This window comes from Stenotrophomonas maltophilia group sp. Smal32 (assembly GCF_030237085.1).
Classification (GTDB): domain Bacteria; phylum Pseudomonadota; class Gammaproteobacteria; order Xanthomonadales; family Xanthomonadaceae; genus Stenotrophomonas; species Stenotrophomonas maltophilia_Q.
In genome coordinates this window covers 1-25,297 of sequence record NZ_JASJSI010000001.1, presented here as the reverse complement: position 1 = coordinate 25,297, position 25,297 = coordinate 1, and the positions used below count along the sequence as shown (strand labels likewise).

Genomic DNA, 25,297 nt, shown 5'->3' with positions numbered 1-25,297 from the left:
GATCGGCACGGACCGCACGATCACCCCGGCACCTCAGCCTTCTTTTCCCCACAAGGGCAGGCCTGACCGAGACCCCGCCCGCGCCTGCGTTGGTGGTACCCGTGATGCGTCTTGCCATTGTTGCCCGTTCGTTGCTCTCTCCCCGTTTCCGCCTGCCGCTGCTGGCCGGCCTGGCTGCCGGCCTGCTGGCCGGCTGCAGTGCGCAGTCGCGCATGGACTTCTATTCCAAGGACATCGCCTGCGAAGAGCTCGGCCAGCACTGGTCGATGCCCGACAGCCACGGCACCATGCGCGGTCCGAAGCACCTGCAGGGGCAGGTGACCTACCTGTTCTTCGGCTTCACCAGCTGCCCGGATGTGTGCCCGACCACGATGGTCGAACTGAGCCAGGTGAAGCACCTGATGGGCAAGGATGCCGACCAGCTGCAGGTGGTGTTCGTCAGCGTCGACCCGGCGCGTGATACGCCGGAGGTTGCGCGCACCTATGTGGAAGCCTTCGACCCCAAGGCGATCGCCCTGGTTGGCAACGAAGCGCAGCTGGCCACGATGGCCAGTGACTTCAAGGCGTTCTACGAAAAAGAGCCCGGCCAGGTGCCGGACACGTACACGATGAGCCACATCGCCGGTGGCTACGTGTTCGACCGCCAGGGCCGCCTGCGCCTGTTCGCGCCCTACGGCATGCCGGTGGACAAGCTGTTCTCCGACGTGCAGCGCCTGCTGCTGGAGCCGGCACATCCGGCGGCGGGCAATGACGCGCTGGCCAGCTGCAGCCTCAAGCACAGCGACACGCTCGCCGCCCGCTGACGCTGGTGTGTGCCAACCTTGGTTGGCACAGGTGTAGAGCCGAGCCGATGCTCGGCTCCGGGCTCACCGTGCACCCTGCAAACAGCAGCCGAGCATAGGCTCGGCTCTACATGCTCGCCGCTCGGTGAGTGCCGACCGTTGGTCGGCACACTCCCACACCAATCCCCCGGCCGGCCAGGAGAGCCAACCGGCCGGGGGCACCACTCAACGCCTTACTTGGTTTCTTCCCACTGCACCACGTCCGGCTCGGCCGCCTTGATGCCGGCGGTCGACAGCAGCTTGGTGGTCGCATCCAGCGCCGCGTTCACCGACGGGTACTCCACAATCGCGCGGCCCGAGGCCTTGGACACCTTCACCACGGTGCCGCCGGTGGCGGCGGCCGCACGCTGGGCCGAGGCCGCATCGGTGAAGAACACCTTGACCCGCGAGGTCGCCACCACTGGCGCACCATCGTTGGAGACAGCGGCCGCAAACTTGCTGGCACCGGCATCCGCACGTGCGGCCACACCGGTAGACGCATCGGTGGACCGCTTGCTGCGGGTGCCGACGGCCGCCGCGCTGGCATCAGCCCCGGTGGTGATCCGGAACTGGCCGCCGCTGGCCTGCTGCACGGTTGCCGACGGCGCCAGCTGGAAGCGCGCGCCGCCCACATTGAACGAACGGCCGGTGGCCTCCGCCTTCAACTGCTGCGTGTCTACGGTCGACAAGGTCTTCGCCGCAGGTGTCTGGCCCGAGCTCTGTGCCCAGGTGGTGGTGGTCATCGCCGCGAGGGCGAGGGTGCTCAACAGAATGGTCGTCTTCATCATCAGTGCCCCAGAACGCGGATCTTGAAGAATTCGAGGTTGCCACGCGATGCAGCGTTCGCGGCCTGCCCCAGGTCGGTGACTTCCAGCGTCCAGGTGCCCGTGGCGTTCTCATCCAGGAAGGCATTGCTGGACAGCAGGTCCCAGTTGGTGAAGTTGCGCTGGACACCATTGAGGCCAGAGCCGATCGCGGTGAATGCCGGCTGCACCACGCTGCGCGTGCCACTGGGCGAGACCAGCACGAACTGCAGCTGGCGGGTGTTGCTGTGGTTGACCCGGAAGCCCAGCTGCACGCTTTCGATGTTGCGCGCGCCATTGGCCAGCTGGAAGGTCAGGCGTGCAGCGGCGGCCGAGGTGTTGCCGATAGCCACGGTGCGTGTCGTGTTGCGCCAGCCGCTGTCCACCAGTGCACCCAGCGACTGGAAGTTCTCGGCGACCTCAACTGCACGGGCGGCGTTGACCACGCCGAAGCCGTACCAGTTGCTGTAGGCGCGGCCGGCGGCATTCACCGTCCAACCCGGCACCAGCACGCGGCCATCGGAGTGCGTGACCGCCGCCCGGTTCGGGTCATTGCGGGTGGCGGTGGTGGCCAGGATGTACTTCACATCGCGGTAGGACAGGTTCGGATTTGTCTCCAGCAGCAGTGCCGCCACGCCCGACACCATCGGCGTGGCCGCCGAGGTACCGTTCATCTTGCCGGTGTAGTTGCAGGTGCTGTCGATGGCGGACTGATCGCCGTCCAGTGTATTGCGCAGGCTCGTGTTCTTGTTGCTGCCCTGTGCGCAGCCGGTGACGTCGGTGGTGAGAATGGCCGGATCGTAGCGGATCGCCAGCTGCCCCGGCACGACCTGCCGCTGCCAGCCATTCTCGCCGCCGAAGCCGGACACCCACAGCGCCGAGCCGGTGGACGAGTAGGACGAGCGCACGCCATCGGCGCGCACGGCGGCAACGGTGATCACGTTGAACAGGTTGTTGCGTGGATCGCGGCCGGCTGGAATGCAACCGGTGTTGCGGTTCTTGGTGTCTGCCGAGCAGATGTCGGTGCCATCCGAGCGTGCGCCGTTGTTGTGGTTGTTGCCGGCGGCTTTCACGTAGATGCCACCGCGCCCGCCACGGGTGCCGGACATGGCCTGCTCATAGGCGGTGATGTCGTTCTGGCTGTAGGCCAGCGGCAGGTTGGGGTTGCCCGGGCTGGAGCCCCAGCTGTTGTTGAAGACCCCCACGTCGGCCACTTCGGCGCCGTCCCACCACGAGTACTCGATGTTGGAGTTCGAATTGCCCTGGGCATTGGATGCCAGGAAATTGAAGCCCTTGAGTGTGGCCGCCGAGGCAACGCCGCGCACGCCCAGGTTGTTGGCGCCCACCGCACCGGCGATGCCGCCGACCATGGTGCCGTGATTGTCGCGGTCCGGATTGGACGGTGAAGGATTGTTGCTCTGGTTGGCGAAGTTCTTGCCCGCGACTGCCGCGACGTTGGCGGCCAGGTCCGGGTGGGCGATCTGCAGGCCGTCATCGACGATGGCGATGGTGACGCCCTGGCCACGGATGCCATTGCGGAACAGGCCATCCACGTTGAGATCGTTGCCGGCCACCGGCAGGGTATCGCCCAGTACGGCCTGCCCGGTGTTGAGCAGATGCCACTGCCGTCCGGCCAGCGGATCGGCCTGCTGGGCGTGGGCGGTGGCGGCCAGGCTGCCCAGTACCAGGGCAGTGGCGAGGGCCAGGCGCGCGGAGCGCGGTGGCGCGTTGCGTTGCGTGTGTCGCTTCATACACGAATCCTTCTGTTGTGAATCGGCATGGCAGGACGGCGGGGCGGAACTGCCCCATCGCAACGAGCCAAACGCGACACAACGAAGAACCCCCTACCTCTTCACACACCCAATCTGCAGATGTGCCAATTGCGTCACAAACACTCATTCCGCGGGGTAATGACAACTGCACATTTCTATAGAGCTCTGTAGAGCCGAGCCATGCTCGGCTGCTTTGTACATGTGCCTGTCCGATCAGCCGAGCATGACTCGGCTCTACAGAAGTGGTGTCATCGCGCTGCTTCACATCCCGCTGTGCTACTAAACCCAGAGCACCCCTTCCGCGTCGGAGCACGATGATGGTCAATCCGCTCGCCCAGGCCCATCGCGGCCTCGGCACCACGCTGTTCAGCCTGTTGAACCCGATACCCTTCGGCTTCTTCGTCGGCGCGCTGATCTTCGACGCGATCTATCTCAACAGCGCCGAGGTGATGTGGGGCAAGGCGGCCGCCTGGCTGATCACCTTCGGCCTGCTGATCGCCATCATTCCGCGCCTGATCAACCTGTTCGCGGTCTGGCGCCGCAGCGGTACCGCCACCCGCATCGACCGCATCGACTTCTTCCTCAACCTGGTCGCGGTGGTGCTGGCCATCTGGAACGCCTTCGTGCACAGCCGCGATGCCTATGCCGTGGCGGTGCCGGGCACGATCCTGTCGGCGTTGACCGTGGCCCTGATCGCCCTGGGCCTGATCCTGCTGTCGTTGCAGCCGCCGGTGCTGCAGGGAGGTCGTCATGGCTAAGCACATCCTGCCCACCGTCGCCGCGCTGGCACTGGCCGTCACCCTGTCGGCCTGCGCCGGCAAGGCTGAATACCATCCCGCCGACCAGTCCGGCGCAAAGCCGCCGCTGCCGGCGCCGAAGAACTTCCTGATGCCGCCGATGCAGGTGCCCAAGGGCGTCGGCTGGGCTGATGGACAGACCCCCACGGTGGCAGAGGGCCTGAAGATCGAACGCATCGCCGCCAACCTGCAGCATCCGAGGCGGCTGCTGACCCTGCCCAATGGCGATGTACTGGTGGTGGAAGGCAACGGCCCCGGCGAAGAACCGGTCACCACGCCCAAGCAGTGGATTGCCGGCAAGGTCAAAGCGCGCTCGGGCAAGGCCGGCAAGGGCGGCAACCGGGTCACCCTGCTGCGCCGCTCGCCGGGAACGAACACCTGGACCCAGCACGTCTACATCGAGGGCCTGCACTCGCCGTTCGGCATCCAGCTGATCGGCGACACGCTGTACGTGGCCAACACCGGCAACATCATGCAGTACCACTACGTACCCGGTGAAACCCGCATGTCCGACAAGGGCCGCGAGTTCACCGATCTGCCCAGCACCATCAACCACCACTGGACCAAGGAACTGCTGGCCAGCCGCGATGGCCGCAAGCTGTATGTGGGTGTGGGCTCCAACAGCAACATCACCGAGAACGGCCTGGCCGTCGAATACCGCCGTGCGGTGGTGCTGGAAGTGGACGTGGCCACCCGTGGCAGTCGCATCTTTGCGTCGGGCATCCGCAACCCGACCGGGCTGGACTGGGAGCCGAGCACCGGCAAGCTGTGGGCAGTTGCGAACGAACGCGATGAGATCGGTGCAGACCTGGTGCCGGACTACCTCACCTCGGTGAAGGAAGATGGCTTCTACGGCTGGCCCTACAGCTACTACGGGCAGCACGTGGACGAACGCGTGCAGCCGCAGCGGCCGGACCTGGTGGCCAAGGCAATCGTGCCGGACTATGCCATCGGCTCGCACGTGGCACCGCTGGGCCTGCTTTTCTACACCGGCCAGGCGCTGCCGGCGCAGTACCACGGCGGTGCCTTCATCGGCGAGCACGGCAGCTGGGATCGTTCGCCGCTGAGCGGCTATGAAGTGGTCTACGTAGCGTTCAAGGACGGCAAGCCGACCGGACGGCCGCAGACCGTGGTCAGCGGCTTCGCCTCGAAGGACGAGAAGACCCTGATGGGCGCGCCGGTGGGCATGGCGATGGACGCCGAAGGCGCGCTGCTGGTGGCCGACGACGTGGGTGACGTGGTGTGGCGGGTGTCGGCCAAGTAGTTCTGTAGAGCCGAGCCCATGCTCGGCTGCTCTTCGTTCGGTGCACGGAAACCCGCGCGGTGCGCGCGTAAGCCGAGCATGGGCTCGGCTCTACAGTTCCGCAGTACCGCTGCGGAACCCGCTGAACACCGACTCGGCGGCAAACCCGACGCCACCCAGCAGCACGCCGAAATACACCATCGTGGCCACCACGAAGGCGTAACCGGCCGCCACCGCTGCGCCATCGCGCTGGATGAAGCCGATGGCGAAGGACATCAGTGCCAGTGCGGGCAGCGTGTTGCTGAAGGGAATCGGGCCGGCCGGCGCCATCAGCAGCAGGGTGGCCACGACCAGCGCCAGATTGTTCAGGCGCATCATCTTCTTCGAACGCACCATCACCGCCAGGCGCATCGGCCGCGACAGCCGCTCCATGCGGTGCACCCACTTCAGTGCACGGCCAAGGTTGGCCTTCAGCTTGTCGGTGGCGATCTCGCGGCGCGCCAGTTTCTGCGGCACCCACAGCGGGCGGTTGCGTACCCGGCTCAGGCCGATCAGCAGGATCGAGGCGCCGAACACGGTGCTCAGCCCGGGAATCGATACGGGAATGATGAAGATGGCCGAGAGCAGGATCACGATCAGCAGCAGGCCTTCATCGCCCAGCGCGCTGAGCAGGGTACCGACGCTGACCTGTTCGCCGGGCAGCTCGTCGATCATCTGCTCGATCTGCTGGGCCAGGGGCGCGCTGTCGTTGGTTTCGGGGGCACGGTAGGTCATGCGTCGCAAGGTTCTCCAGGGAAGGGCGGTCAGTGGGCCGTCCTGCGGTGGGGGACGCACAGGCTCCTGCAGTATCCCGGCCAGCGTGGGCAAAGAGGTGAACCGGGCATGAGGGGGTAAACTGGCGTGCCCCGCACGAGTTGAACGCAATGGATATGGGCCGCAGGCAATCGACCATCGAACTGGTCGCCATCGACATGGATGGCACCCTGCTGGACCCAGCCCATCGGCTCACCGCCCGGGCCACGCAGGCGATTGCGCAGGCACGCGCGCTGGGCGTGCACATCGTGCTGACCAGCGGCCGCCCGGTGCCGGGCCTGGCGCCATTCCTGCACGAACTCGGCATCGATGGCGACGATGACTACTGCATCGCCTGCAACGGCGGCCTGGTGCAGCGCATCGGCACCCGTGAAACCGTGGTCGAGTACCCGCTCAGCTTCGCCGACTTCCTGTTCTGCGAGCAGGTGGCGCGCGAACTGGGCGTGCACTTCCAGGCGCTGGACAGCCAGCGCATCTACACACCCCACCAGGACATCAGCTACTACACCGTGGCCGACTCGCATCTTTCGCGGATGCCGCTGTCGTACCGCCGCGTGGCCGACATGGACCCGTCGATGTCCTTCATCAAGCTGATGATGATCGACGAGCCCGAGGTGCTGGACGCCGCCATCGCGCGCCTGCCCGGCGAACTGACCGAGCGCTTCGCGGTGCTGAAGAGCGCACCGTTCTTCCTGGAAGTGTTCGACCACCGTGCAGGCAAGGGACCGAGCCTGCAGAAGCTGGCCGAGCACCTGGGCATCGACCGCGCCAACGTGATGGCCATCGGTGACCAGGAGAACGACCTGACCATGCTGCAGTACGCCGGTACCAGCGTGGCAATGGGCAATGCCATCGACGCGGTGAAGGCGGTGGCGCGGTTCGAGACCAGCAGCAATGCTGATGAAGGCGTGGCGCGCGCGATTGAGCGCTTCGTTCTGCAGTAACCGCGGGTCCCCATGCTCTGGTAGGTGCCAACCTTGGTTGGCACACGTAAACGTCAAGCGCCGACCAGGGTCTATACCTGCGTATAGCCCACCCATCCCCACCGCTATCGGCGCTGTACCACGGTGCAATGGCGGATGCGGCAGTGCGATGCAAGACTTTCGCACGTCGAAATCACGCCATCGAATTCTGAGGCAGAGGATCGTTTTCCTCTGCCACTGACCGGCGCGGACAGCGCCGTCACACCCTCAACGCAATCGCACCGCCAGCCAGGCGCCGACACCGGCGCTGCAACGCGCTGGGCGTGCGCCTGCGCCGCACTCTCCCTGCACCTTGGATCTGCTCATGAACACCCCGCCCACGACGCGCCTCGCCCTGGCGATCATCACGGCCATTGCCGCCCCTGCGTATGCCGCCGACTCGGCCGAGACCGCGCACGACACGCCCACCACCTTGAATGCCCTGCAGGTGATCGCCACACCGCGCGGCGCCGCCGTTGCACCGACCCAGGTGGTTGGCCCGAACCGCTACATCATCAAGGCCGAAGACCTCGACGCGATGGTCAGCGGCAACAATGGCCTGGCCATGCTCAAGCAGGTGCCCGGCGCCAGCTACACCGCCACCGACGGCCTGGGCCTGGACATCTCGGCCACCAGCCTGTTCGTGCGTGGCTTCCGCATGAATGAAATGGGCATCACCTTCGAGGGCGTGCCGCTGAACGACAACGGCTTCCTCTCGCTCACGGGCACCAGCGTGGTGAACGTGGGCGTGCCCGATGGCATCGGCGCGATCACGGTCAGTCCCGGTGGCGCACCGGTCAGCGTGTTCTCCAGCAGCGTCAACGGCGGCAGCCTGGAATACCGCCTGCGCGAGCTGCAGGACACGCCCAGCCTGCGCGTGAAGCAGGGCGTGGGCAGCAACAGCACGCTGGTCACCACCGTGTCCGGGCAGAGCGGCCAGCTCGGTGAGCACGGCCCGAAAGTGCTGGTCGACCTGCAGCGCGTGTCCGCCGACAAGTACCAGGGCGAAGGCACGCAGAACTTCCTGCGCGGCGACCTGAAGCTGCAGCAGGACGTCGCCTGGGGAGATGTCACCGTGTTCCTGTCCGACAGCAAGGCCAAGGTCTGGGGCTACAACAACATCTCCTTCGACATGATCCGCAAGCTCGGCTGGAAGGCCGACATCTTCTACCCGGATTACGCGTGGGCCTGGTACGTGGCCTCGCCGGAGAACGCAGACAAGTCCTGCGGCGCCTACACCTGCGGTGAGCTGTCCGAACTGATTCCGTACGACACCGGCCAGATCACCCGCGACCGCGTGTCCTCGATCAACCACCGCTTCCAGATCACCCCGGCACTGCGTGGCAACGTGCAGCTGTACAACGCCAACAGCCACACCCAGGCCACGCTGACTGACCCGACCGTACCGTCGCCCAACGGCGCACCGTTCTCCGAACAGGTCCAGACGCCGCGCCTCAACCGCCTGGGCGGCATGGTCAACCTGCAGTTCGAGACCGGCGCGCACACCTTCACTGCCGGTTTCTGGCAGGAGAAGAGCAAGGCCGCGGCCAAGACCGAGTGGTACCAGCAGCCACTGCTGGGCGAGGGCCCGCCGCTGAAGGCCACCGGCCCGTTCGACGTGTACGGCCCCGCGTTCAAGACCGACAACGCATCGAGCTGGGTGACCCGCTCGCGCCAGTTCTACCTGCAGGACGACATCGTGCTGAACGACACGCTGAAGCTGGGTGTCGGCTTCAAGGCCGTGGACTTCCGCACCAGCGGTGGCGGCCTCGGTGATGCCAAGGACCGTCCGGTGAGCGGCACGCTGCGCGCGAAGAGCAACTTCCTGCCACATGTCTCGCTGTTCTGGAGCCCGACTGAATCCACCGATGCGTTCATCGACCTGGCCAACACCATGAACGGCTACCGCGTGGCCCAGCGCGGCAACATCGGTTACACCGCCTCGGCATGGACCATCACCGACCAGGAGGAGTTCGACCGCGTGGCCGGTACGCTGCGCCCGGAGAAGAACTGGAACCTCACCGTGGGCGCATCACACCGCTTCGACCGGCTGACGATCACCGGTGATGTGTTCTACAACGACATCCGCAACCGCCTGCTGTCGGCCGCCATCGGCACCCAGTTCACGCAGATCAATACCGTGCGGCTGATGCCGAAGATGCACGTGATCGGTGCCGACCTCGGCATCACCGCCGACTTGACCGACCACCTGCAGTTCTACCAGGGCGTGGCCGTGGCTCGTTCGTACTACGACAGCGATTTCGTGGTGGGCGATACGGTGTACCCGATCAAGGGCAATGCCCAGCCGGGCTACCCACAGATCTCGCTGGTCAGCGACCTGTCCGCCCACTTCGGCGACTGGCGCTTTGGTGCCACCAGCACCTCCTACCTGCGCCAGCCCTTCACCTACGAGAACGACATCCGCGTGCCCACGTTCTGGCAGGTCAATACCTATGCGGCGTATCGTTTCCGTGCGGACAGTGCAGTACCCGGGCTGGAGCTGCGGCTGGACGTGAGCAACCTGTTCAACCGCCACAACATCGGCACCGCCACCATCGCCGGCTCGTCGTTCTCGGGGGATTACCAGACCCTGCAGCGGAGTGCGCCCCGGCAGCTGATGTTCAGCACGTCGCTAACCTTCTAGGTAGATCCACGCCATGCGTGGATAGTTGACCCAAACCCGCCAAGACCCCCCCCTTGCGCAATCAACAGGGATTTTCTGGCGGCGACGCAAGGTTCCCACAATGTTGATGGGTCATCCTGTTGGCATGGCACAGCACAACCCGCGAACCCCGCTGTTCGGCATCCGGGGCCCAGGACGGCCCCGGCAGGCGCTGTCCGTAGCGCCTGAAATCGACCTGCGTGCCGAGTACCAGTTCTGGCACGTCTACGAACGCGTAGTCCGCCCGCTGCCCGGCGGTGGGCTGCGGAAGGCCTGGCTTGTGTGCCAGAAGGTGTATCGCGACCGTTGGCAGCACCCGGACGACAGCGACGAGGCGGCGTTGTCGAGGGTGGTGTTTGGCGGGAACATGACGGCTGACCGGGCGTCGGAGCTGGCGGAGCTGCACGCGCTGGTCAGCCGTCGGGTGGCGCTGCTGGCGAGGCGTGGGCGGATGGGTACTGCGGCTTGATTTGCAGGGATGCTCCTGGCGACGCCGGATTGCCATGAACCGCCCTGGCGCCCTCGCACCATCCGCTGCCATGACCTGCTATGGCATTGTCCCAACCGCTGTCATGACCTTCTCTGGGTAGAGTCGACTGTTAGTCGACTGCTCTACTCATCGGCTCCGCGGAAATCTGCGCTTCGCGCGCGAGTCGACTAACAGTCGACTCTACCAACGTCCTCTCCAACGGGTGCTTCTAAGGCTTTCCCCGGTCCAGCTGCCGGTACCCGATCGCCTCAGCCAGATGCGCGGTCTGGATGTCCTCGCAACCCGCCAGATCCGCAATCGTGCGCGCCACGCGCAGAATCCGGTGCATCGCCCGTGCGGAAAGCTGCAGACGCTCGATGGCCTGTTCAAGCATGTCCTGATCGCCCTCGCTCAGTAGGGTACACGCCCGCAGCGCTGCCGGCGGCAGATGCGCATTGAGCCCTCCACGCGCCTGCTGCCGGGCATGGGCGGCTTCCACCCGCGCACGTACTGCAGCACTCGGTTCACCCAGCGGCGTGCTCTCCCGCAGCTCCACCGCGTCCATGCGCGCCACGCTGATATGCAGGTCAATACGGTCCAGCAGTGGGCCAGAGACGCGCGCACGATAGCGGTTGATCCGTTCATCGCTGCACAGGCAACGGTTGCTGCGGTCACCGGCCCAGCCACACGGGCAAGGGTTCATCGCTGCCACCAGTTGGAACCGCGCGGGATACTGCACGCTGCGTGCCGCGCGGGCGATGCGGATGTGACCGGATTCCAGCGGCTCTCGCAGAGTCTCCAACGCACTGCGGTTCCATTCCGGAAGCTCGTCCAGGAACAGCACGCCGTGATGAGCCAGCGAGATTTCGCCGGGGCAGGGCGGGTTGCCGCCGCCCACCAGCGCCGCCGCACTGGCACTGTGATGTGGCGCCCGAAAGGGCCGCTGCCGCCATCGTCTTGGGTCCAGCCCTTCGCCACTCACCGATGCAATGGCGGCCAGCTGCAGTGCTTCGGCTTCCTCGGTATCCGGCAGCAGACTGGGCAGACGCGAGGCCAGAAGTGTCTTGCCGCAGCCAGGACTGCCGATCAACAACAGATGGTGCCCACCCGCTGCGGCCACTTCCAACGCGCGCCGTGCGTGCGCCTGCCCGCGCACGTCGGCCAGATCGGGCAGTGGCAACGGTGTCGTGTCTGCGCGCTCCACGGTTGGCAACAGGCGCGGATCGCCCAGTCCGGCGCAGCATTCCAGCAACGTACGCGCTACTCGCACATCGGCGTGCTCGGCCAACGCAGCCTCTGCGGCATTCCCCGGAGGCACCACTAGGATGCGCCCAGCCTCGGCGGCGGCAATTGCGGCGGGCAGTGCACCTGCTACCGGCCGCAGCTCACCGGTCAGGCCAAGCTCGCCCAGAAACTCATACTGCAGCAGCGACTGCGGATCGACCTGGCCGCTGGCCGCCAGAATGCCCAGCGCGATGGCCAGGTCGTAGCGCCCACCTTCCTTGGGCAGGTCGGCGGGGGCGAGGTTGAGCGTGATGCGCCGCTGGGGAAAGTCGAAGCGTGCACAGAGCAGGGCGGCACGCACGCGTTCGCGGGACTCGCGCACGCTGGTTTCGGCCAAGCCCACGATCTGAGTGACAGGCAGGCCGCCAGAGAGATGCACTTCCACCCGCACCAGCGGGGCATCGACCCCGGCGCGGGCACGGCTGTGGACCAGCGCCAGGCTCATGTGTGGTTTCCTGCAGAGGGGCGCTTGATCGTGCGGCAGGTGCGCTGCGGGGAGCTATCGGGAATTGCTGGTGAAGTGGCTAGGAGGATTCTGGCCGGTGTTCGCCTGGTGCACACTCGCCAGAGCACCCAGAGCACGCCTCGACCAACAGTGGCTCTGCGTCTTCCTAGAGCAACCGTCCCAGTTTCCGCTGAGAGTTCATCCAACGCTCGAAGCTGATGCGCGCGCGTTCGGTATCCGGCACTCGCCAGACTGCATCGATCATGCTGGCTACCCAACAGGACGACTGCTGATTGAACTGAGGAAGTCCGAACATGAAGATCAGGCCTTGACAGGGATGCTTCAGTTCGAGTAATCATCCGCATGAACGGAAGCTGAGTCGTTTGTCGCCCTTCATCCAAGGATGTAACGGACATGATTTCTGCCAAGGACCGGCGGGGGGAAAATGCTCCCTGCAATGTTTATCCGGGCTCGCCGCTTTGCTCGCTCATCGTTGGCTTGGCACTTGCGCTGGGAGTCGGGTTCCACGTCTCAGCCCAGGATGGACTCTTCAACTACCAAGAGTATGAGAAGAAGGTAAAAAGCGCGCAGTCGCTTGCCGCCATATCCGCAGATGAGGTATTCGGGGATCGAACTTCCGGCTTCGACGGCAGCACCGAGTTCCTCGTTGAAGACGTGTCCATACCTGGCAATTTCGACCTTCCGGTCAGCATCGCCCGCCGCTTTGGAGTTGAGGCCGTCAACCGAGGATCTCGCTATAGCGAGGCCAAAGGGCTGACGCTGTTTGACGATTGGGAAATCGTCGTTCCCCACATGTCGGGCGTATGGACCAAGGGGGCTGGATGGATTACGGGCGATCCAGGGGCGCAGACCACACAGCGTTGTTCGGTCAATAAGGCGCCCTACCTATTGGAGACCTGGGGCTATACCAATATCGGCTTCGGCATTGACGTGAAGTGGCATGGCGGAAATGGCGAGGAGCTTCTGATTGCCGACGATCCGTCCCATGCCACGGCACCAGGCTTGGAGGCGCCCAAGTGGATGACGGCTTCGAGAGCACGGTTCACCTGTTTGGCTGCAACACGAAACGGATATCCGGGCGAGGCGTTTATTGGACACACCCCGGATGGGAAGAAGTACTTCTTCGACTGGGGTGTGGAAAGGCCCTATGCAACAGCTCAGTTCAGTGATGGCGCTGCCAATCGTTCGGTGGGGCGTAAGCGGGTCTATCTTCTGGCGTCGCGTGTGGAGGACCGTTATGGGAATTGGGTGTCCTATAGTTACAACGGAGACAAACTCACTAGCATTCAGTCCAGCGACGGTCGCCGGATTGACCTGAGCTATGACGGCGACGGTCGGGTGACCAGCGTGCAAGCCAATGGGCGCATATGGCGGTATTCGTATGTTGGCGACACGGACGGGAACGACGGTGGCTTGTCCCAGGTCACGCTTCCGGATGGCTCGGCGTGGGCTTACAGTCATCGCGGACGCCTCCAGTCCAGTTTCCCTATCCGTAAAGCCGACGATGAGGGCGGGTGCGAAATACGGGCCGGTAGTGAGCCCCCTCCTACGCAGATGACGGTGGTCGCCCCCTCGGGTGCGCAAGGCATATTCGACTTTGAAATGGAGTTGTTCATTCGCTCCGATCCTTGCAATGGACTGACACCCTCGCACTACCAAGCGTGGTCTTTGAAGAAGCGCACCATCACCGGGCCCGGACTGTCTCCGATGGTCACTACGCGAAGCTACAACCTGCAGTTGCCGGGAAGCGGCCGCTGGTCCAGCCTGACCAAGCCGGATGGAACGCAGATTCGCGAGCGCTACGGTGCCAATCCAGCTCTGAACGAGCGAAAGCTCATGCAAAAGCAGGTTCTGGACGCAGCTGGCCAAGTGGAGCGTGACGAGCTCTACACCTATACGTTCGGTTCCGAGACCGGTCCGTTCAGTACGCGGGTCGGGCATTCCATCGGGGTGCAAGCGGGTCAGTTCTTGGCGGGCATGCTGAGCGCTCTCAGTGAAAGCACATTCTCTCAAGATGGCGATACCTACCGCGTGGTCTACAGCGATTTCGATCGCAAGGCCCGTCCGGCACGCGTGAGCTATACCGGTCCTTCTGGTACCAAGGCTGAGATACGAGAGCATCTGGATACGGCCAGCCCTTGGGTCTTGGATCAGGTGCTGAGTGTCAAGGAGGCTGCGTCGGGAAAGATCACCACACAGTATGCCTATGACGGTATGGCCAAGCCGAATGCCGTCTATCGGGCCGGGGCTTTGCTGCAGAGTGTTACTTATGCGGCGGATGGCACGATCAGTGCAGTGCGCGATGGAAAGGGGAACGAAACGCAGATCCAGGACTGGTATCGCGGCGTGCCGCGATTGGTCATCAATCCCGATGGCACCACCAATCGCATGTCGGCAGATGGAAACGGGTGGATCACTTCCACCACGGACGCGCTACAAAGGACTACTTCCTATCTGCACGATCCGATGGGTCGCGTGCGCGAAGTCCAACCGCCGGTCGATGAGAACCAGTGGGCCAAGACTACCATCTCATTCCGTCAGGTCGCGGCCGATGAGTACGGCCTTTCGCCGGGGCACTGGCGAGTCGATAACGCCCAAGGGGCACGGCGCCAGGAAACCTATCTCGACGCACTCTGGCAGCCGCTCCTGGTGCGCGAATACGATGCAAACAACGTCGCCGGCACGCAGCGGTGGGTCAGGAACGCATACGACAGCGAAGGTCGCCTGACGTTCACCTCTTATCCTTCAAGCGATAGCACGGTGGCGACCGGTACCTGGACCGAGTACGACGCGCTGGGGCGGAAGACCTCTTCGTCCCAGGACAGCGAGCAGGGCCTGCTGATTACAACCATTGGCTACAGCAGCAATGCCACCACCACAGTCGTGGATCCACTCGGCCATCAGACCATCACCCGATTCGATGCGTTTGAAGGCCCGGACTACGGGAGGCCTGCGCAGATCATTCGTGCCGATGGCAGCAAAGTCAGCATCAAACGAAATGCTTTTGGCCTTACCACCGAAGTAGCCCAGTCCGCCAACTAAAAGGCATGTCAAGGATGGCAAGCGTGAACGCTGAAAAACTGCGCATGGCCGCGGCGGTTCTGCTGGGGCTGATGATCATCTTCCTATGCCAAGTGGCACACGCTGACGCTTGGATTGAACTTACGGGGCCAGCCCAAACCTCCTACACGGCACCAGCAACCTATCAGTTGCAGCTCAAAAGTGGCGTCACAAGTACCGGCCCCAAAGCGGAGTATCTGGAAGACATACAGCTCACGCGCAATGGCCAAGTGATCTCCCGACTTCCGAACGGGACCTATACCGAGAACGGTCTGTCGGCGGGCACGTATCAGTATGTCTACAAGGCATTTGGCGTGCGCAACTTCAACGGCAATGAGTCTTCCCGACAACTAATCTCACCCACGATCACGGTCACGGTGGCGGCACCGCCAACCCCTTTCGACGGCGCGGAGTACGTCTCTGCAAGCTGGCCTAACTCGGCCGATAGAGGAACCCCATTCAGCGGTACCGTCACCTTCCGGAACACGGGCAACACAACGTGGCGAGCAGTGGAAGGCTATCGACTGGGGCAGGCCGAGCGCTACGTTTCCGGCGCTACGAAGCTAGGAATTGCCGAGGTTGCTGTACCTCATGACGTGGCTCCGGGTGGCACAGCGACGTTTACGTTCAACGGAGTAGCGGCCAGTGAGAACGGGCCGACAACGCTCCAATGGCAAATGAACCGGAATGGTGCTCGCTTTGGTAGCACCAGCAGCGAGCAGACCTTTGAGACGACCGGAAGGCTCAATCGCGGCGTCATGTATGAGCAAGAGGTTCCGACCAGCATGGAGGCCGGGCGGACCTATCGCGTCAAGCTGAAGTTCGTCAATACGGGCAATACCACGTGGTCGGCGTCTGCGGGCTATGCATTGGGTTCCTGGAATCCCAATGATAATGTCCGGTGGGGCAGGGCGCGGGTTCCAATGCCGAATGAAGTCAGTCCACAGCTGCCTGCGTTCTTTGAATTCGATGTGGTAGCTCCTTCATTGCCGGGCGTCTACAGCTTCCAATGGCGATTGCTGGAAGAGGGCAAAGAGTGGTTTGGTCGGGAAAGTGACAATGTCCAGGTCACCGTCAATGGGCCGCCGTCCAAGGTAATTGGCAATATCGATGGCGTCACCAGCGACGGTCAGATCCGAGGATGGGCGTGTTCGACGGGCATTGATTCGTCGATCGACATTCATGTCTACACCGGTGGAGCCGCCGGCAGTGGCGGGACGATCTTCCTGACCGGTAAGGCCGACTTGGCGAGTGAGCCGGCCGTAGCTACGTCCTGCAAGGCCGGAGGCAATCATCGCTTCTCGCTTCCAATGAGCAACGAGCAGCGCCGCCAGCGGGCTGGGCAACCGATCTATGTCCATGGAATTTCTCCCGTTGGACAACCCAACAACACCATTGATGGTTCCGGTGCGTTCGTCGTTCCCGCAGCGCCCAGTGGCACTCTGTCTGTGTCCCCTGCGATGTGCCAGATTGCAGCTGGTGCGCAGACCTGCAACGTCACCCTGACCTGGTCGGCCACGGACTCCCGTGCAGAACTCAAGCGTGATGGCGGTTCTGTGGTCGGCAGCGGAGCGAGCGGTTCCATCGTGGTGCCGATTGGCTCCGGCACGAATCGATTCACGCTTTCGGTCGCCGGCGATGCAATTGCCCAGGCGGCGGCCACTGCCAAAGCCGCTCCTACCTTGCCAGTCAATCCAGACAATCCGGCCCCGACCGTGGCCCGGCGATACGTCTACGACGACAACCTTCGGTTGTGCAAGGTCATCGAGCCAGAAACCGGGGCGACCGTGTTTGGCTACGATGCGGCCGGCAATCTTGCCTGGAGTGCGAGCGGGCTGGAGTTGCCCAGCCTGACCGAATGCAACCGTGAGGCGCCGCAGATTGCAGCGCGCCGCGTTTCACGCAACTACGATGCCAGCAATCGCCTGCAGACGGTGGTCTATCCCGATGGTCTGGGTGATCAGCAGCTTGAGTACACACCTACGGGCCAGCTGAAGACTGAGAGGGTCTTCAATCAGGACCGTGTGCCAGTGGTGACCACCCGTACCTACAACTCTCTCGGGTCGGTGGTCAGTCAGAGCCGTGTCATAGGCAGCGCGGGCGCCCGAACGCTGGCATTTGGCTATGACCACATGGGTCAGCATGTTCGTACGGACTACCCCGATGGCTACTCCGTCCAGCAATCCTTGAATGCTCTGGGCCAGCCCGTGCGGCTACAGGATGGCACTGGCGCCGTACTCGCCAGCAACATCGCCTACTTCCCCAGTGGTGAAACCGCCGCGCTGACCTACGGCAATGGCATCGTACGTGGCGTAACCGAGAATGCGCGACAGTTGACCAGCCGCATCGTTGACAGTGGCATGGTCGATCTGAACTACAGCTATGACGCGACGGGAAACATCAGCCAGATCAGCGATGCCGTACGCGGCGACTCCTGGAAGATCAGCTTGGGCTACGATCGCCTTGATCGATTGATTCAGGCCCGCGCGCCGGCATTTGGTGGGAATGGGCAGTACACGTTCGGCTATGACACGTTGGACAACATCGTCTCGATGCGATTGCCAGGGAAGCGGGAGCGCACGTTCCATTACGACACCCGCAATCGCCTGGAACTGCTGCGGGACCCCAGCGGTAACGGCGTCTCTGGGTTCTCCTACGACGCGGCAGGCAATCTGGCGGTGCGTAACGGCCAGACGTTCACCTACGACATGGGTGGCCAGCTCCGTTCCGCCGGAGATGTACAGAAATACTTCTACGACGGAGCCGGACTGCGTGCTTACGCAACAGCATCAACGTCGGCACCGACATCAGAAAATTCACCCATCTTGGGCCAGGCGCCCATCACGGGTAGCCACAACTGGGATGTATCCATTCCAGAGCGCGGTGGCGGTGAACTTGGTTTCTTGGCGAGTGATCTGGATCGCTCCTGGCAGTATCTCGTGGGTGGGGAGCTGATCGAATCCACCCAAGGTGGGGAAACGTCCGACTACATCTACCTCGGCAAGAGACTGCTGGCTATTCGCACCAGCTCTGCCACGGGGGCAACGCTCACCTATCTTCATCACGATGCACTCAATACGCTTGTGGCAACGAGCAGGGCTAATGGAGAGGTGCTGACGCGTCACTTCTGGTCACCATATGGAGAGGCAGACGCGGCGCCTGCTGCGAAGATTCCAGGCTACTCAGGCCATCTTGCGGATCCCGACACGGGACTGGTCTACATGGGGCGGCGCTACTACGACCCACAACTGGCGAGGTTCATTTCTCCCGATCCGTTAGCTGCTAGCACCTCCGGAGGGCCAAATTTCAATCGCTATCGGTACGCCAGCAACAACCCATTCCGATTCTCTGATCCCACGGGCGCGTGTGACCAGGCAACCGGGTCACATATGTGCAATGGCAGCTGGTTCGCCGGGGCAAACCTGACCGGTGCGCCGTCGCCGACACCTGGCGGAGTGCCCCAGCACGATCCCAACGCCCCCGCGCCTGCAGAGACCGTCAAGGCTACAGGCCTGGGTGCCATTGAGGAGTACTTTTCTGAACGGAATTTCTTCATCGGACAGGGGAGCTTGACCGATTTCGATGCCGTGTCGGAGGCGATCGTCGTTCCGTTGATGAACTCTCCAACGGGATCAACGGCTGCTGGTGGCCTCAAGCTCGCCTCCATCATGGTAGTGCTGCGTGGGGGCAATGCAGCGAGAGGCTTTGGGAATCTCTCGCGTGCGGGTGAGTTTGGCATTGCATCCTACAACTCTCTGAAGAGAATGGTAGGTACAGGGTCTGGGTTACAAGTTCACCATCTTATTGAGAAGCGGTTTGCAGGTGTTATGCAAGTGAAGGAGGGTGAAATGCTTTCGGTTGTGGTGACTAGAACGGAGCATCAGGTCTTTACCAATCAGTGGCGATCGATGTTTCCGTATGGCAGGCCGCCACCGAGCCAAGCCCAGATAATGGACGCCGCAAGGTCAATTTATGCCAATCATCCCGCCATCCTTAAATCTTTGGGACTCTGATAGCATCGTGACATGAAGATCAAGTATCGATTTGCTTTCACTTGGAGTGAGGCACGTGCTTTGCAGCTCCGTGCTCTAGGTTTGAAGGTTCAGCCCCCGGCTGATCCTCGTCCTGAAGTCGGTGGTATTGCTGTGAGCTTTGCTTTGGAAGGTGCGCCAGGGTGGAGTGAAGCTTGTAGCTTGATTCGCTCGTGGAATGGTGCAACTTCTGTGACCACGGAGTTTACTGCTGCGGAGATTTCGGAAGCCGCACACTGCGCGCTTCAGGTTGTCCACGCCAGCGGCTACCCACAGCCAGAAAGAGATTTTCTGTATCTTGAGCAGGCGTACGACCTGAGCGCGCGATGTCCAAAATGTGGCGAAGGCGCAGTTCAGGTGGCGCCGTTCCGGATCAAGAAGACGTTGAAGTGGGGGCGGAATGCCTTTCTGAAGCTGAATTGGGTAGAGGAAGCTTGCTTCATGCAGACTTCCGTTTGGTCAGAACATCTTCGCCCCCTGGGTATCGGAGTGCTTCCGGTTGAGGACACCAAAGGAAGCCTCTTGGATGAGGTTGTTCAACTCGATCTTGGGCCTGTGGTTCCGCTGTGTATGGGCGAGCTGGATGGAGTTCGTTGCGAGAAATGCGGCAGGGAACGCTACCAATGGCATGACCGCGGCTTTTTCCCGTCAATCAAGAACCCTCCAGATGTGCCGATCTTCCGTAGTTCGCAGCGTTTCGGGGTCGAGCATCAGTCGGCGAACGCAATGATTGTGAGTGCGACAGTAGCGAACGCCATCAGAGCTGCAGGATTGAGAGGTGTCGAGCTCTGGCCTTGTGCGCCGGCAGGATAGACTTTGCAGAGCAGTTAGGCGGTGTTTCAGAGCATGGTCATATTGAGGAATGTGACAAGCGCGTCTGCATGGTGGATTTCCACTTGCCACTTGCCACTTGCCACTTGCCGCCGGCGCCGCCGCACTGGCGCTGTGGTGCCCGGAGTGGAGGCTGCCGCCATCGTCTTGGGTCCAATCCATCAGGTTGCGCCGGCCTCGGCCGCCACAATCGCGGCCGGCAGTGCGCCCACCACCGGCCGCAGTTCACCGGTCAGGCCAAGCTCGCCCAGGAATTCGTACTGCAGCAGCGACTGCGGATCGACCTGGCCATTGGCCGCCAGAATGCCCGGCGCGATGGCCAGGTCGTAGCGCCCACCTTCCTTGGGCAAGTCGGCAGGCGCGAGGTTCAAGGTGATGCGCCGCTGCGGAAAGTCGAAGCGGGCGCAAAGAAGGGCAGCACGCACGCGCTCACGGGACTCACGCACGCTGGTTTCGGCCAGGCCAACGATCTGGGTGACAGGAAGGCCGCCAGAGAGATGCACTTCCACCCGCACCAACGGGGCATCGACCCCGGCGCGGGCGCGGCTGTGGACCAGTGCCAGGCTCATGTGTGGATTCCTGCAGAGAGGCGCTTGATCGTGCGGCAGGTGCTCTGCGCAGGGATATCGGGATTTGCTGGTGGCGCAGCTAGGAGGATTCCGACAGGTGCCTGGAGCGTGCCTTGTTCCTGTGCGGAAACCCGTCTCTACAACGTGAGCGCCGGAGATCGCCCGGTATCAAGTGGATCGGCGTTGATCAGCCAGAACTGCTGCCATCAACCCATCCGCGGCCCCGGCCGGCTCTCTTCCTGCTGCCGCTCCTGGGCTTGCGCCAGCTGCTGCGACCGCTCCCGGTCCTGGCCGCCGAGGCTCCGGTTGGCCGCTGCATACTGCTGCTCCGGTGCGACCGCCAGGGCGTCCTGTGTTGGCATCTGCGCCCGGTTGGCGGCGGGGTCCGATGACGCGCCCGGTCCGGAGCGTGTCACGAACAGCGTGGTGCCCGCAGCACGGGTATCGGTGGCTTCACTCAATGCCGCGTCTACTTTGTCGCCGGGCTTGAACCCGGCGTCTGCCGCAAGCCGGTAGGCGCTGGCCAGCAGGCGGTCGCTGCTCTGGTCCCACGGCTTGTTGTTCTTCTCATCCAGCATCGCTACCGACGAGCGCAGCTGTTCCAGCAGCCCGCTGCCATCTGGGCGCAGGGCTGTGCTGTGGTGCCGTTCTACGTCAGCGTCGTGCTGCGTGGCAGGCCTGGAGGTGTGTGGCGGCGATGCATTCGGTGCGGGCTCAGGTGAAGTTGGCGCGCGCGGCAAGGCATCCGCGGGCTGCTGTTCGGCAGTCGAGTGCTGCACGTGTGCCTGAGCAATCTCCTCTGGCGTGGTGATGCAAACGATCTGCATGCGCTCGTCATCTTTCCCAGCCAGTGTGGCCAGCGAGCCATCCTTCTGTACCTGCAGCGTGAACGTGCCGAAGTCGGGCACGGCGCGTGCGTGATCCTGTGCAACGGCGGCTACGGCGTCATCAATCTCTTCGGCACTGTGCACAATGCCGGCACTACGGTAGGCGTCCACCACCTGGCTGCGCAGGCTGTACTCGGTTGGCGTGGGGTTGGCCCGGGCGATGTCGGCCATGGACGTCAGCTCCTGTACGCCGGCCTGCTGGCTCTGTCGCGTACGATTGAGCTCCTCGATGATGCTGCCCTCGGCCGGGTTGGTGCCGTACACCCAACCCGGCGTTTGCCACTGCCCGTTGGCGTCCTGCGTGTACTTCTCGCCGTTGGAAGCGTGCAGGGGCTGCGCCTGGGTCAGCGCGTTCGTGATCACCTCCGGTACCGGCTCAATGGTGGCGAACTCGTGCCAGTTGTACTGGTTGAACGCCACCTGGTAACGGGCGGCGAGCGCCTCCGGCGTGTTCAAGGCGTTCTGGGCAATGATGCGCTGCGATTCCCGTTCCAGTTGGCCGGATTTTTCCGGGCTTACGGGCACGGTGTAGTCGAAAGGGACGCGCCCATCAATCATCGAGTGGATGGAGAGGTTCCATTCGCCGTTGTGCGGATTGCGCACGTAGTGGCGGTTGGTTTCAAACGGCTCGCGCGGCGGCGTGCTCTCGCCGCCTGCATCGAGCTTGAAGGGGTTCTGCGGCTTGGGCAGGTTGGCCATGCCCAGTGAATAGGAGTCGTTGGCGGCTTTGTAGTTCAGTTCATCCAGCAGCCGGCCACCGGCGACCATGGTGGTCTCGCGGTAGCTTCCGTCGGGCTGCGGCGTGCGCACGCTGCGGCTCCAGGTGCCCTTTGCATCTTCCGGATCGCGGCTCCATTCGTTGCCGTTGCGGTCCACCTGGGTGTAAACGGCTTTCTTGTCCTGGTACTGGGCCCAGTACTCACCGGCAAAGCCACCGGCCACCCCGCCCAACAGCCCGGTAGCCAGCGCACCTGGCCCGGTCCACGAGCCGGTAACCAGGCCGTACCCCGCGCCCAACAGGAAGCCGCCGCCAAAGCCGCCCGCGGTACGCCCCACGAAGTGGGTGGCAGCAGATTTTGCGCCGGCGTCGTTGCCCTCGCTGCGCAACTCGGCCACGCGGTGGCCGGTGATGGCGAAGTCCACGGCCAGAGCGGCGACGCCAGCGGCACCGAGTACGCGCGCGCCGGTAATCTGTCCGCGCCCGGTGGCAGCTTCGGCGGCACCTTCCGCAGCGCCCGTTCGCCCAGCAGAGCCAGCCAGTTCCGGAGCCGTGGTTGCCGGGCCAGGGCGCACGAGGGTCAGTGGCATCTCCGGGTTGAACGCAGTGCGTACCCGGGCGGCGGTCTGCTCGCTCAACGGCAGGCGGCCGCCCTGGTTGGCCTCTTGAATGGCGGTGCCCAACGATGCGCGGCCACCCCAGCGCTCGCTCAGGGTGGAGTTGCCGGGTTCGTCGATGGCATCCAGAGCCAACCTCACATTGGCCTCGGACTGGGTGACGCCGCGCCAGCGTAACTCGGACGGATTGAGCGTCTTCAGTTCCGCGATCTGCGTGGCGTGGGTGCGCTGGTAGCCGTCCAGATCAGAGAAGAAGGTGCGGACCTTGGCGTTGGCTTCCGCCGGGGTCATGTTCTCGGGCGTGTTGGTGACCAGGTCGCCGTTGAGGATGCCGGCGCGAAGCGTGAATTCCAGGTTCTGGATGCGGGCACCCATACGCTCGGCGGCGGCGGCCCGCACATCCGGCGGGGTCTCCTTCGACAGCAAGGCTCGGCCATCGGATGTTTCCGCGAGGTCGTCGAGAACGAACTTCAGTTGATCCGAGTACGCACTCAACGGGCCGCCCGAGTGTGGCGAAATACTCAACCTGGTCGCCAGCGCAGGGTTCGCGGGCAGGTTGAGAATGTTGTTGGGTCCGTGGAGCGCGAAATGACCGCTCCTGGCAAGCGACTTCAGTAGCTGGCTTTGCTCGAACGCAATCTGTTCGATCAGATGGTGTCCCTGAAAAACCGGTGTGTCGGCCATGCGCACCACCTCATTCAAGAATCCGTTTGAAAGAGCTCGTCTTAAATATCGGCTACATCGCGCAGCCGTACGCCGGAAAAGCTGGTGGCACTCAACGCATCAAACATCACGCGGTCGCAGATGGGCGGTGCGCCCATGCGCTCCTGGCGGAAGATATGGGCATCCCCCACAACATCCTGTTTAAACACCAGGCTCGCCCCGCCGACAAGGCTGTAAAGCTTCTCGTCCTCGCCGGTCTGATAGTTGTGGTCGAGCTTGATCCTCACGCGGGAAGCGGCTTCGTCCAGGGCATCGAGCCTGCGCAGCACATTGCCCAGGTAGTACTGAGGGCCGGGGCTGCCGTCGGCAAGGCTGAAGTCGCAGGCCACAAAGGCAAACGCCGCGGCGTCCAACTGCTCAAACAGCTGCTTCAACGGCTCCGACACAATCCAGATGCCAGCGAGCTCTTCCAGATCGCGTGGCATTCCGCCCTTCTCAGGTACATGAACCAGGTGGGGGCGCTCGGGATACTGGCCTGGCGTTCCATCAGGACGCGAGATGACATTCATCCCCGGATCGATCAGCTTCTCTTCGTTGGCGATCTCTATACCGGGAACCCCGCCGTTGCTCAGCAAGCCTGCGTCAATCAGGAAGAATTCGCCCTTGTGAGATGCGGCTTCGGCTGAAACTTCGGTGGCGGTCGATTCGGTCACGGGGGCTTCCATCATGGATGCGGGGGTAGAACGGGAAAAGCCGTTGAGCCGATGCTAGCGGGGCTTCAGCGCAGCCACAAGTTGCGCCGAAACGGTGCCGGCGGCACGTGATTCACGCGATTCTTCGGGGACGTCGGAACAATGCCGAGGATGATGCTGCCATTCCTTCCACTGCCTGCAATGGTCTGCTGGACGGACGGAATGACGAGGGAGGTTCCGGCCAAGGGCGGCCTGGGTCCCTGAACGTGCATCGCTGGTCATCAGGCACCGACCTGTCAAGGCGCCCAAGCCGTGCCTCGACCCACGAAGGCTCCGCACGCTCCACCAACAACCGGCCCTCACTCTGGTGCAGATCCAGCCACCGCTCGAAGCTGGCACGTAGACGCTCGATGTCCGGCGCCCGCCAGCGGGCATCGGCAGGCATGCGGATCAGCACGCGCGAGGGCGCGTTCTCCACGTCCAGCACCACAACGCCCTTGCAGCGGATCTCGAAGGACGTGGTTCCGGCATAGCGCGTGCGCAGTTCAAAGCCTTCCTGCGCCTTCGCAGTAACGAAGCCCAGCGCATCACTGTGCAGCAACCGGTAATCGACCGGTTGCAGCTTCTGGTAGGCCCACACCTGATCGCCCGCAGGCTCGGGCCATCCCACCCACACCGCCCCCATGATCGAGGCACACACCGTCGCAGCGGCAAGGCCATGCTTCTTCATTCGTCACCCCGCACAAAAGCAGAACGTCACATCCACAAGCGCGTCCTCAGTCCTGTGGCCGAACCCGCTCGTGGATGAAAGCGGTAAGTGCCAGGTCGGCCATCACCAGCCCCTCCATCACCCGGTCGCCCACGTACTGCTCGGGCTCGCCGTTCTGGCGCGTGCGTTCGGCCGCCAGCAGGATTTCCTGCACGATGCGCTGGCCGGTGAGCGCGCAGTCGGCGTCGGACAACTGCATCTGCCGGCTGCGCAGGTGATGGCGCTCGGGCCAGGGCTGACCGTCAGCCGCAGCGCCCGCGCCGATGGCGTGCAGGATGGCGATGAGGCTGTTGGGGTCCAGGGCCGGGGCGCCCGAGGGCGCTTCCTGGATGGGGCGCGGGGGAGGGGAGTGCGGCGTGGTCATGGCG

General features: G+C 63.5%; 17 protein-coding genes and 1 pseudogene. 9 read left to right on the top strand and 9 right to left on the bottom strand.

The features are described from left to right. The first annotated feature begins 104 nt into the window (after window positions 1-104). A complete protein-coding gene (locus tag QRO91_RS00090; RefSeq protein ID WP_285310173.1) occupies window positions 105-803 on the top strand; it encodes an SCO family protein in 699 nt (232 codons plus the stop codon). Between the two features lie 212 nt (window positions 804-1,015). On the opposite strand, the gene QRO91_RS00085 is transcribed toward QRO91_RS00090, so the two are convergent. Together QRO91_RS00085 and QRO91_RS00080 are read right to left on the bottom strand one after the other, a co-directional pair. Then, window positions 1,016-1,609, bottom strand: coding sequence for a S8 family serine peptidase (locus QRO91_RS00085; protein WP_049431953.1), 594 nt, complete (start codon window positions 1,607-1,609; stop codon window positions 1,016-1,018). Then, window positions 1,609-3,375: a S8 family serine peptidase gene (locus QRO91_RS00080; RefSeq protein ID WP_197619483.1), complete on the bottom strand. Its 1,767-nt coding sequence runs from the start codon at window positions 3,373-3,375 to the stop codon at window positions 1,609-1,611. The genes QRO91_RS00085 and QRO91_RS00080 overlap by 1 nt, the downstream gene beginning before the upstream one ends. Window positions 3,376-3,713: 338 nt before the next feature. Here QRO91_RS00080 and QRO91_RS00075 point away from each other — a divergent pair, with 338 nt between their 5' ends. Both QRO91_RS00075 and QRO91_RS00070 read left to right on the top strand, forming a co-directional pair. Further along, complete coding sequence (locus tag QRO91_RS00075) at window positions 3,714-4,154, top strand: DUF2231 domain-containing protein (protein ID WP_049431961.1); 441 nt, start codon at window positions 3,714-3,716, stop codon at window positions 4,152-4,154. Next, window positions 4,147-5,457 (top strand): sorbosone dehydrogenase family protein, encoded by a 1,311-nt coding sequence (locus tag QRO91_RS00070; protein WP_197650198.1) that lies wholly within the window; start codon window positions 4,147-4,149, stop codon window positions 5,455-5,457. The genes QRO91_RS00075 and QRO91_RS00070 overlap by 8 nt, the downstream gene beginning before the upstream one ends. A gap of 90 nt (window positions 5,458-5,547) precedes the next feature. Here QRO91_RS00070 and QRO91_RS00065 read toward each other — a convergent pair whose 3' ends face one another. Next, the gene (locus tag QRO91_RS00065) at window positions 5,548-6,210 is read right to left on the bottom strand and encodes an exopolysaccharide biosynthesis protein (RefSeq protein WP_049431964.1); all 663 of its coding nucleotides are present in this window, start codon (window positions 6,208-6,210) and stop codon (window positions 5,548-5,550) included. Between the two features lie 149 nt (window positions 6,211-6,359). On the opposite strand from QRO91_RS00065, the gene yidA reads away from it, so the two are divergent. The 3 genes from yidA (at window position 6,360) to QRO91_RS00050 (ending at window position 10,342) form a co-directional block, all read left to right on the top strand. Next, a complete protein-coding gene (gene yidA / locus QRO91_RS00060) occupies window positions 6,360-7,193 on the top strand; it encodes a sugar-phosphatase (protein ID WP_197650199.1) in 834 nt (277 codons plus the stop codon). 343 nt (window positions 7,194-7,536) lie between these two features. Beyond that, complete coding sequence (locus QRO91_RS00055) at window positions 7,537-9,855, top strand: TonB-dependent receptor (protein WP_197650200.1); 2,319 nt, start codon at window positions 7,537-7,539, stop codon at window positions 9,853-9,855. 100 nt (window positions 9,856-9,955) lie between these two features. After that, window positions 9,956-10,342 carry a hypothetical protein gene (locus tag QRO91_RS00050; RefSeq protein WP_049431970.1) on the top strand — a complete coding sequence of 129 codons (387 nt, stop codon included), beginning with the start codon at window positions 9,956-9,958 and terminating at the stop codon, window positions 10,340-10,342. Between the two features lie 229 nt (window positions 10,343-10,571). Here the strand turns inward: QRO91_RS00050 and QRO91_RS00045 are convergent, their stop codons facing one another. Further along, window positions 10,572-12,071 (bottom strand): YifB family Mg chelatase-like AAA ATPase, encoded by a 1,500-nt coding sequence (locus QRO91_RS00045; RefSeq protein ID WP_197650201.1) that lies wholly within the window; start codon window positions 12,069-12,071, stop codon window positions 10,572-10,574. Between the two features lie 414 nt (window positions 12,072-12,485). On the opposite strand from QRO91_RS00045, the gene QRO91_RS00040 reads away from it, so the two are divergent. The 3 genes from QRO91_RS00040 to QRO91_RS00030 are packed head-to-tail and all read left to right on the top strand — an operon-like array spanning window position 12,486 to window position 19,996. Continuing rightward, window positions 12,486-15,134 carry an RHS repeat domain-containing protein gene (locus QRO91_RS00040; RefSeq protein WP_197632390.1) on the top strand — a complete coding sequence of 883 codons (2,649 nt, stop codon included), beginning with the start codon at window positions 12,486-12,488 and terminating at the stop codon, window positions 15,132-15,134. A gap of 14 nt (window positions 15,135-15,148) precedes the next feature. Further along, the gene (locus QRO91_RS00035) at window positions 15,149-19,165 is read left to right on the top strand and encodes an RHS repeat domain-containing protein (protein ID WP_370671966.1); all 4,017 of its coding nucleotides are present in this window, start codon (window positions 15,149-15,151) and stop codon (window positions 19,163-19,165) included. A gap of 12 nt (window positions 19,166-19,177) precedes the next feature. Beyond that, the gene (locus QRO91_RS00030) at window positions 19,178-19,996 is read left to right on the top strand and encodes a hypothetical protein (protein WP_152906612.1); all 819 of its coding nucleotides are present in this window, start codon (window positions 19,178-19,180) and stop codon (window positions 19,994-19,996) included. Window positions 19,997-20,184: 188 nt separating this feature from the next. Here QRO91_RS00030 and QRO91_RS00025 read toward each other — a convergent pair. The 5 genes and pseudogenes from QRO91_RS00025 to QRO91_RS00005 all read right to left on the bottom strand — a co-directional run. Then, window positions 20,185-20,583, bottom strand: a pseudogene (locus tag QRO91_RS00025) (magnesium chelatase domain-containing protein); the annotation flags it as partial. A gap of 206 nt (window positions 20,584-20,789) precedes the next feature. Continuing rightward, window positions 20,790-23,489, bottom strand: coding sequence for an XVIPCD domain-containing protein (locus QRO91_RS00020; RefSeq protein ID WP_285310172.1), 2,700 nt, complete (start codon window positions 23,487-23,489; stop codon window positions 20,790-20,792). Window positions 23,490-23,530: 41 nt separating this feature from the next. Continuing rightward, window positions 23,531-24,193 carry an imm11 family protein gene (locus QRO91_RS00015; RefSeq protein WP_197632391.1) on the bottom strand — a complete coding sequence of 221 codons (663 nt, stop codon included), beginning with the start codon at window positions 24,191-24,193 and terminating at the stop codon, window positions 23,531-23,533. 100 nt (window positions 24,194-24,293) lie between these two features. Continuing rightward, window positions 24,294-24,890, bottom strand: a complete 597-nt coding sequence (locus tag QRO91_RS00010) for a cold-shock protein (RefSeq protein ID WP_197650205.1) — start codon at window positions 24,888-24,890, stop codon at window positions 24,294-24,296. 46 nt (window positions 24,891-24,936) lie between these two features. Next, the gene (locus QRO91_RS00005) at window positions 24,937-25,293 is read right to left on the bottom strand and encodes a hypothetical protein (protein ID WP_197650206.1); all 357 of its coding nucleotides are present in this window, start codon (window positions 25,291-25,293) and stop codon (window positions 24,937-24,939) included. Between the last annotated feature and the right edge of the window lie 4 nt (window positions 25,294-25,297).